The sequence below is a fragment of the Ruminococcus sp. AF17-12 genome (assembly GCF_003479245.1).
GTDB classification, from domain to species: domain Bacteria; phylum Bacillota; class Clostridia; order Lachnospirales; family Lachnospiraceae; genus Blautia_A; species Blautia_A fusiformis.
This window is the reverse complement of record NZ_QUGY01000019.1, coordinates 1-414: the sequence shown is the minus strand read 5'-3', so window position 1 is coordinate 414 and position 414 is coordinate 1. Positions and strand designations below refer to the sequence as shown.

General features: G+C 44.2%; 1 protein-coding gene. It reads right to left on the bottom strand.

Annotated features, from left to right (window positions below):
* Positions 1-61: 61 nt before the first annotated feature.
* Positions 62-414: RNA-guided endonuclease InsQ/TnpB family protein (locus DWW77_RS16040; RefSeq protein WP_147419598.1), on the bottom strand; the 353-nt coding region annotated here is incomplete at its 5' end.

Here is a 414-nt window from a genome sequence, read left to right as displayed (position 1 = left end):
CCGCGTGTCCCGCGGTTTTGTTTTTTATGTTTATCCGGTTACGGATTTTTTTCTTGTGCCGTCAGGCACATTCTTTATAGATTCTTTTTCCTTCTTCACGGATGTTGACTGCTGCATTCACATCCCGGTCCATCCTATTTCCACATTCACAAACATACATTCTATCCGACAATGCCAGTTCCTTTTTCTTATGTCCGCATACACTGCAGATCTTGCTGGATGCAAAATAACGGTCTACTTTTATAAGATGTTTTCCGCATTCTTCCAGCTTGTATCCCAGCATGAACAGAAACTGACCGTACCCGTTATCCTGCACACCTTTCCCAAGGTGCAGCCCTCCGGACATTCCCTTCATATTCAGATCTTCCACACATACTGCATCATATCTTTCCGCAAGCTCCCTACTGAGCTTAT